A 6,669-nucleotide genomic window follows, 5' to 3' on the forward strand; every position below is an offset into this window, starting at 1 on the left:
GGGCGCGTAGCTGACGCTCTTTTCACCCTCTGTCACACCGCCCGGTAGATCGGTAAGGCGCGATCCGCCCTACGCGGCAGACGGTGCGCGCGGCGCACCCTACAGATTCTCCACCGCAGGGTGCGCCATGCGCAACGAGGCAGTTGCTTGAGCCTCGTGGATGTCAGCCGCCCTACTCGCTCCGTCACACCGCCCGGTGGATCGATGAGGCGCGATCCACCCTACGCGGTGGACTGTGCGCGCGGCGCACCCTACAGATTCGCCACCGCAGGGTGCGCCATGCGCAACGAGGCAGTTGCTCGAGCCTCGAGGAGGTCATCCATCCCACTCGCTACGGTCGCGCGGCGCTTCCGTGCGTCAGAGTCCCTTCACCGCGTAGATGCCCGCAGCGTTGCGCCAGTAGCCCTTATAGTCCATGCCGTAGCCGAAGACGTAGCGATCGACACAGGACAGCCCGACGTAATCCGCCTTCAGATCCGGCCGCGCCTTGCGGTCGTGATCCTTGTCCACCAGCACCGCGGTGTGCACGTTGGCGGCACCGGCATGGCGGCAGAAGTCGATGATCGCCGCCAGGGTGTGTCCCTCGTCGAGGATGTCGTCGATGATCAGCACGTCGCGGTCCATGAAGGAGATCTCCGGCTTGGCCTTCCAGAACAGCTCCCCGCCGCTGGTCTGGTTGCGGTAGCGGGTCGCGTGCAGGTACGACAACTCGAGCGGGAAGTTCAGTTTCGGCAGCAGCTTGCCGGAGAAGATCAAACCGCCGTTCATCACACAGAACACCACCGGATTGCGCTCCGCCAGCTCGGCGTTGATGGCCAGCGCCATCTTCGCGATGGCCGCTTCCACGTCGGCTTCGGTGTGCAGGCAATCGGCTTCCGCCATCACCTGGCGAATGTGGGCGAGCTCGGCGGACATGGCGGTATCCTCTTGGGTGGGACGGCGAAGTTGATCGGGGCGTCAGCTTTGAAGGGCGGCAAAGGTACCTATCCGGCACCCGCCCCGCAAGCCCGCGGCGACATCGTTCGGCGGCGGGCCGCGGGGGATGGCGGCCATCATCGCGGGGAACTGACTCAGCGCAAAAATAGCCTATGCAAGATGCTGCGGAACGCGCGTTGAGCCAGCCAATGCAGTACTCTATCGCGATTTTTTTGCCCGCCGGAGACCAATTCCCATGCCCATCCGTGAGATCCGCCATCCGCTGATCCGCCACAAGCTCGGCCTGATGCGCCGCGCCGACATCAGCACCAAGAATTTTCGCGAACTGGCCCAGGAAGTCGGCGCGCTGCTGACCTACGAAGCGACCAACGACCTGCCGCTGGAAACCTGCGCCATCGAAGGCTGGTGCGGCGAAGTGCAGGTGGAGAAGATCGCCGGCAAGAAGATCACCGTGGTGCCGATCCTGCGCGCCGGCATCGGCATGCTCGACGGTGTGCTCAGCCTGATTCCCGGTGCAAAGGTCAGCGTCGTCGGCCTGGCGCGCAACGAGGAAACCCTCGCCGCGCACACCTACCTGGAGAAACTGGTGGGCGAGCTGAACCAGCGTCTGGCGCTGATCATCGACCCGATGCTGGCCACCGGCGGCTCGATGATCGCCACCATCGACATGCTGAAGAAGGCCGGCTGCAAGGAAGTCCGCGCGCTGGTGCTGGTCGCCGCGCCGGAAGGCATCAAGGCGGTCACCGAGGCGCATCCCGACGTGGCGATCTACACCGCCTCGATCGATTCGCACCTCAACGAGCAGGGCTACATCATCCCGGGCCTGGGCGATGCCGGCGACAAGATCTTCGGCACCAAGCAGAAGGACAACTGAGCATGCAGCAGTACAACGATCCGCTATGGAAGCAGATCATTTCCGGTGCACAGATGCTCTTCGTCGCCTTCGGCGCGCTGGTGCTGATGCCGCTTATCACCGGCATGGACCCCAACGTCGCGCTGTTCACCGCCGGCCTCGGCACCCTGCTGTTCCAGTTGGTCACCGGGCGCCAGGTGCCGGTGTTCCTCGCCTCGAGCTTCGCCTTCATCGCGCCGATCATCGTCGCCAAGGGTGAGTTCGGCCTGCCGGCGGTGCTCGGCGGCGTGGTCGCCGCGGGCTTCGTCTACACCTTCCTGGGCCTCGCGGTGAAGATCAAGGGCGTCGGTTTCATCGACCGCCTGCTGCCGCCGGTGGTGATCGCCCCGGTGATCATCTCCATCGGCCTGGGCCTGTCGCCGGTGGCGGTGAACATGGCCATGGGCAAGACCGGCGACGCCAGCGCGCAGCTGATTCCCTACGGCACGGCGATGCTGGTGTCGATGCCGGCGCTGCTGACCACGCTGCTGGTGGCGATCTATGGCAAGGGCATCTTCCGCCTGGTGCCAATCCTCGCCGGCGTGGTGGTCGGCTACGGGCTGTCGTTCGCCTTCGGCCTGGTCGACACCGCTGGCATCGCCGCCGCGCCCTGGCTGGCCATGCCGCACTTCGTCGCGCCGGAATTCCACTGGGGCGCGATCCTGTTCATGGTTCCGGTCGCCCTGGCGCCGGCCATCGAACACGTCGGCGGGGTCATCGCGGTCGGTGGCGTGACCGGCAACGACTACCTGAAGAAGCCCGGCCTGCATCGCACGCTGCTCGGCGACGGCCTGGCCACCTCGGCCGCCGGCCTGTTCGGCGGCCCGCCGAACACCACCTACGCCGAAGTCACCGGCGCGGTGATGCTGACCAAGAGCTACAACCCGAAGATCATGACCTGGGCGGCCGGCTTCGCCATCGTCCTGGCCTTCATCGGCAAGTTCGGCGCCGGCCTGCAGAGCATTCCGGTCCCGGTGATGGGCGGTATTCTCTGCCTGCTGTTCGGCTCGATCGCCGTGGTCGGCCTGAACACGCTGATCCGCCACCAGGTGGACATGGCCGAGGCGCGCAACCTGGTGATCGTTTCGGTGACCCTGGTGTTCGGCATCGGCGGCATGGTCATCGGCAACGGCGACATCGGCCTCAAAGGCATCTCGCTGTGCGGCATCGTCGCCATCGGCCTGAACCTGCTGCTGCCGGGCGGCGGCCACTGGAAGAGCAAGCCGCTGATCGAGCCCCAGGAGCTCGACGCCAAGGAGTGATCCGCTCCCGCCGCCGTGCCCCCGGTGCGGCGGCGCCCCTTCCCGCCTAGCGATAGGCGCCGACGATACCCTCGCGCTCGTCCATGCACTCCGCCGAACCCAGCTCGAAGTCCCGACAAACCTGCGGCCGGTTGGCGTAGATGGTGCAGCGCATGCTGTCCCGGTCCAGCGCCACGCACCAGCCGTCGTCGAGCCGGCGCATCACGTCGCCGCCCCACTCCGCGGTGTCGATGTAACGTTCGGGCACGCCGGTGTCGCCGAGCAGCAGCACTTCCAGCCGACAGCAACAGGCTGCGCAGGTCGAGCAGGACACCGCGGGCGCGGTGATCTGGTGATGGGGAACATGGCGGGAGGAGTCGGACATGCCGCGCAGTGTACGCCGGTGGCGTGCGCGGCAGGCGATGGGCGGATGGCTGGCTTGAGCAGGACGCGCAGTTTGCGCAGGCGAGGCCTGCACGAACGTCACCGGGGCGCGCGGCGCAATCTAAGGAGCGTGCGCCGCGGTCTCATGTAGGGTGCGCCATGCGCACCGCAGGCGGGCGCCCGGTCGACACCTAGCGCAGGTTCCTGAACGCCGCCAATGCGCGCTGGCGGCTTTCGCCGAGGTCGACGATCGGCGCCGGGTACTCCGCGCGGCCGAACAGGTCGCCGCCCTTGGCGCCGGGCGAATGGATCTGCTTGCCCTTGATCCCTGCCAGCTCCGGCACCCACTCGCGGATGAAGTCGCCGTGCGGGTCGAACTTCTGCGACTGGCTGACCGCGTTGAAGATGCGAAAGTACGGCACCGAGTCGGTCCCGGTGGAGGCGCTCCACTGCCAGCCGCCGTTGTTCGCCGCCAGATCGCCGTCGATCAGGTGGCGCATGAACCAGCGCTCGCCCTCGCGCCAGTCGATCAGCAGGTTCTTGCTGAGGAACATCGCGCTGATCATCCGCAGGCGGTTGTGCATCCAGCCACAACCAAGCATCTGCCGCATCGCCGCGTCGACGATGGGAATCCCGGTTCGCCCCTGCTGCCAGGCTTCCAGGTCCGCCGGCGCTTGGCGCCAGGGCAGGCGCTCGGTTTCCGGCTTGAAGGCCCGGTGCATGGACACTCGCGGGTAGCCGACCAGGATGTGCTTGTAAAACTCGCGCCAGAGCAGCTCGTCGATCCAGGTGGTGACGCCAGGATTGCCGCTGTCGAACTCGCCACCGTTGCTGGCCAGAGCGGCGTGCAGGCACTGCCGCGGGGAGACCACGCCGGCCGAGAGGTAGGCGCCGATGCGGCTGGTGCCGGGCTGCGCGGGGAAGTCGCGTTCGACGTGGTAATCGCCGATGTCCTCGTCGGCGAAGGCATCCAGGCGTTTGCGCGCGGCTCTCTCGCCGGCCGGCCACAGCTCGATCAGCGAACGGGAGGGCGTGGCGAAACCCTCGACCGTCTTTGGCAGCGAATCGCTGGCCAGCTTCATCGGCGCCTGCGCCCTGGGCGCCGGCAGGCAATGTGGCAAGGCCGCGTGCAGGCGCTGGAGGCATTGCTTGCGGAACTGCCCGTAGACCTTGAAATAGCCGTCGGACTGGGTGAGCACGCTGCCCGGGGCGAAGAACAACTGGTCGAGGTGCCGGCGGAAGGCCACGCCGTCGGCCTTCAGCGCCTGCTCCACCGCCGCGTCGCGCGCGCTTTCGTTGACGCCGTACTCGTCGTTCACCTGCACCGCGCGGATCTCATGCTCGCGACACAGGGCCGCGAGCAGGCGCGGCGCGGCGCTCCAGTCGTCCGCCTGGCGAATCAGCAGCGGCACGTTCAGCGCGCCGAGCGCGCCCCGCAGTTCGGCCAGGTTGCGCAGCCAGAAGTCGACCTTGCAGTCGGCGTCATCATGCCGGCGCCATTGCCCGGGAGCGATCAGGTAAACGGCGATGGTCGGCCCCGCGCCGAGAGCGGCATGCAGGGCGCTGTTGTCCTGCGCGCGAAGGTCGCTGCGGAACCAGATCAGCTGGGACATGGAGGTCCTTATCCGGTGAAGCGCGGCGCGATGCCGCGGGGTTCAGAGGGCGTTGCGCAGGCTGAGGGTCTCGGGATGCGGCTGCATGTAGGCCTGGCGCTCGATGTAGGGATGCGGGTGCTGGCGGAAGTGATGCTTGAGCAGCGTCATCGGCACCACCAGCGGCACGATGCCCTGGCGGTACTGCTCGATCAGTTGCTGGATTTCCTGGCGCTGGTCGCTATCCAGGCTGCCGCGCAGGTAACCGCTCAGGTGCTGCAACACGTTGCTGTGGGTCCCGCGGGTGGCGCATTTGCGCAGCGCCCTCATCAGCGCGCTGAAGTAGCGCGAGCCGAGCACCTGCGGATCGTGCTCGCCGAGACTGCCGAGCAGCCGGCCGATGGCCTTGTACTGCACCGGGTCGGTGGCCATCAGCAGGTACTTGTAGCGCGAGTGATAGCCGATGATCGCGCCGCGGGTCAGGCCGTCACGCAGCAGCGCCCGCCATTCGGCGTAGGCGAACACGCGGGTGAGGAAGTTCTCGCGCAGCACCGGATCGTTGAGACGGCCTTCTTCCTCCACCGGCAGGTCCGGCAGCCGCTCGGTGATGGCGGCCGCGAAGATGCCGCGCCCGCCGCCCTCGACCGGGTTGCCGTTGTCGCCATACAGCTTGACCCGGTGCAGCCCGCAGGACGGCGACTTCTGCATGAAGATGTAGCCGCTCAGGCCATCCAGCTCTGCCGCCATACCCTGGCCGTAGTCGTGAAGCGCCTGGGTGTGATCGCGGGACGGATCACGGCTGTCCACCGCGCGTGGTCCCTGGGGATGATCGATCAGACGGATAGCCGCACGCGGAATGCCCAGGCCTATCGCGACCTCGGGACAGAGCGCGACGAACTCGACATGCTGCGCCAGTGCCTGGCTGCACAAACGCGACTCCTTGTGGCCGCCATTGAAGCGCACCTCGGAGCCCATCAGGCAGGCGCTGATGCCGAGCCGGGGCTTTGTCGATGCGGGAATAGCACTGGCCATATGCACTCTCCAAGGTTGTACAGGAAATTGATCGCGTACAACTTTGATCGTTCAAGAAAGCGTTCGCCAAGTCAATCTACGACGGCCTCGGCGCCCTGCGACAACGGATCAGCGGCGGTGCTCCAGCAGCTTGCGCGCGGCTTCCTGACCGCTCAGCCAGGCGCCCTCGACGCGCCCGGACAGGCACCAGTCGCCGCAGGCGTACAGGCCGAGATCGACATCCGCCAGCGTCCCCCATTGATGGGCCAGGGACGGCTTCGCATACAACCAGCGGTGCGCCAAAGTGAACGTCGGCGCCGGCACCGCGCAGCCGATCATCTCGGCGAAGGCGCCGTGCAAGTGTTCGATGACCTGCTCCCTGGGCATGTCCAGGTGCTGCCGGGTCCAGGCGCTGGTGGCGTGCAGCACCCAGGTGTCGGGCTGGTTGTCGCGCCCCGGCTTGGAACGGTTGCGCGCCAGCCAGTCGAGCGGGCCGTCCTGCACGAAGCAACCCTCCAGCCCGGTTTCCAGCGGCGTGGCGAAGGCCAGCGCCACCGCCCAGGTCGGCTCCATCGCCACCGTGGCCGCGGCCCCGGCCAGCTTCGGCGCGGCC

7 protein-coding genes are annotated in these 6,669 nt (G+C 67.2%); 2 read left to right on the plus strand and 5 right to left on the minus strand.

Going from position 1 to position 6,669, the window contains the following annotated elements; all coding sequences use genetic code 11:
- Window positions 1-357: 357 nt before the first annotated feature.
- Entirely contained in the window at window positions 358-915 is a 558-nt protein-coding gene (locus B2X67_RS14950) for a hypoxanthine-guanine phosphoribosyltransferase (protein ID WP_273233519.1), read from the minus strand.
- Window positions 916-1,171: 256 nt separating this feature from the next.
- On the opposite strand from B2X67_RS14950, the gene upp reads away from it, so the two are divergent.
- Complete coding sequence (gene upp, locus B2X67_RS14955; RefSeq protein WP_090228767.1) at window positions 1,172-1,810, plus strand: uracil phosphoribosyltransferase; 639 nt, start codon at window positions 1,172-1,174, stop codon at window positions 1,808-1,810.
- 2 nt (window positions 1,811-1,812) lie between these two features.
- Window positions 1,813-3,090 (plus strand): uracil-xanthine permease family protein, encoded by a 1,278-nt coding sequence (locus B2X67_RS14960; protein ID WP_282338978.1) that lies wholly within the window; start codon window positions 1,813-1,815, stop codon window positions 3,088-3,090.
- Between the two features lie 46 nt (window positions 3,091-3,136).
- On the opposite strand, the gene B2X67_RS14965 is transcribed toward B2X67_RS14960, so the two are convergent.
- From B2X67_RS14965 to B2X67_RS14980, 4 genes are all read right to left on the minus strand, one after another.
- Window positions 3,137-3,454 carry a YkgJ family cysteine cluster protein gene (locus B2X67_RS14965; RefSeq protein WP_273233521.1) on the minus strand — a complete coding sequence of 106 codons (318 nt, stop codon included), beginning with the start codon at window positions 3,452-3,454 and terminating at the stop codon, window positions 3,137-3,139.
- Between the two features lie 190 nt (window positions 3,455-3,644).
- Window positions 3,645-5,066, minus strand: coding sequence for a deoxyribodipyrimidine photo-lyase (phrB, locus tag B2X67_RS14970; protein WP_286785979.1), 1,422 nt, complete (start codon window positions 5,064-5,066; stop codon window positions 3,645-3,647).
- A 42-nt stretch (window positions 5,067-5,108) separates the two neighbouring features.
- A complete protein-coding gene (locus B2X67_RS14975) occupies window positions 5,109-6,077 on the minus strand; it encodes a YbgA family protein (protein WP_286785980.1) in 969 nt (322 codons plus the stop codon).
- Between the two features lie 108 nt (window positions 6,078-6,185).
- A partial coding sequence (locus tag B2X67_RS14980) for an NAD(P)/FAD-dependent oxidoreductase (protein ID WP_286785981.1) occupies window positions 6,186-6,669 on the minus strand: 484 nt, incomplete at its 5' end.

Source organism: Pseudomonas sp. UBA3153 (assembly GCF_002364635.1).
Taxonomy (GTDB): domain Bacteria; phylum Pseudomonadota; class Gammaproteobacteria; order Pseudomonadales; family Pseudomonadaceae; genus Pseudomonas_O; species Pseudomonas_O kuykendallii.

Excerpts from the sequence above, each read along its gene's own strand:
- B2X67_RS14950 (WP_273233519.1), bottom strand. The coding sequence starts at position 915 with ATGTCCGCCGAGCTCGCCCACATTCGCCAGGTGATGGCGGAAGCCGAT.
- B2X67_RS14965 (WP_273233521.1), bottom strand. The coding sequence starts at position 3,454 with ATGTCCGACTCCTCCCGCCATGTTCCCCATCACCAGATCACCGCGCCC.
- B2X67_RS14975 (WP_286785980.1), bottom strand. The coding sequence starts at position 6,077 with ATGGCCAGTGCTATTCCCGCATCGACAAAGCCCCGGCTCGGCATCAGC.
- B2X67_RS14960 (WP_282338978.1), top strand. The coding sequence starts at position 1,813 with ATGCAGCAGTACAACGATCCGCTATGGAAGCAGATCATTTCCGGTGCA.
- phrB (WP_286785979.1), bottom strand. The coding sequence starts at position 5,066 with ATGTCCCAGCTGATCTGGTTCCGCAGCGACCTTCGCGCGCAGGACAAC.
- upp (WP_090228767.1), top strand. The coding sequence starts at position 1,172 with ATGCCCATCCGTGAGATCCGCCATCCGCTGATCCGCCACAAGCTCGGC.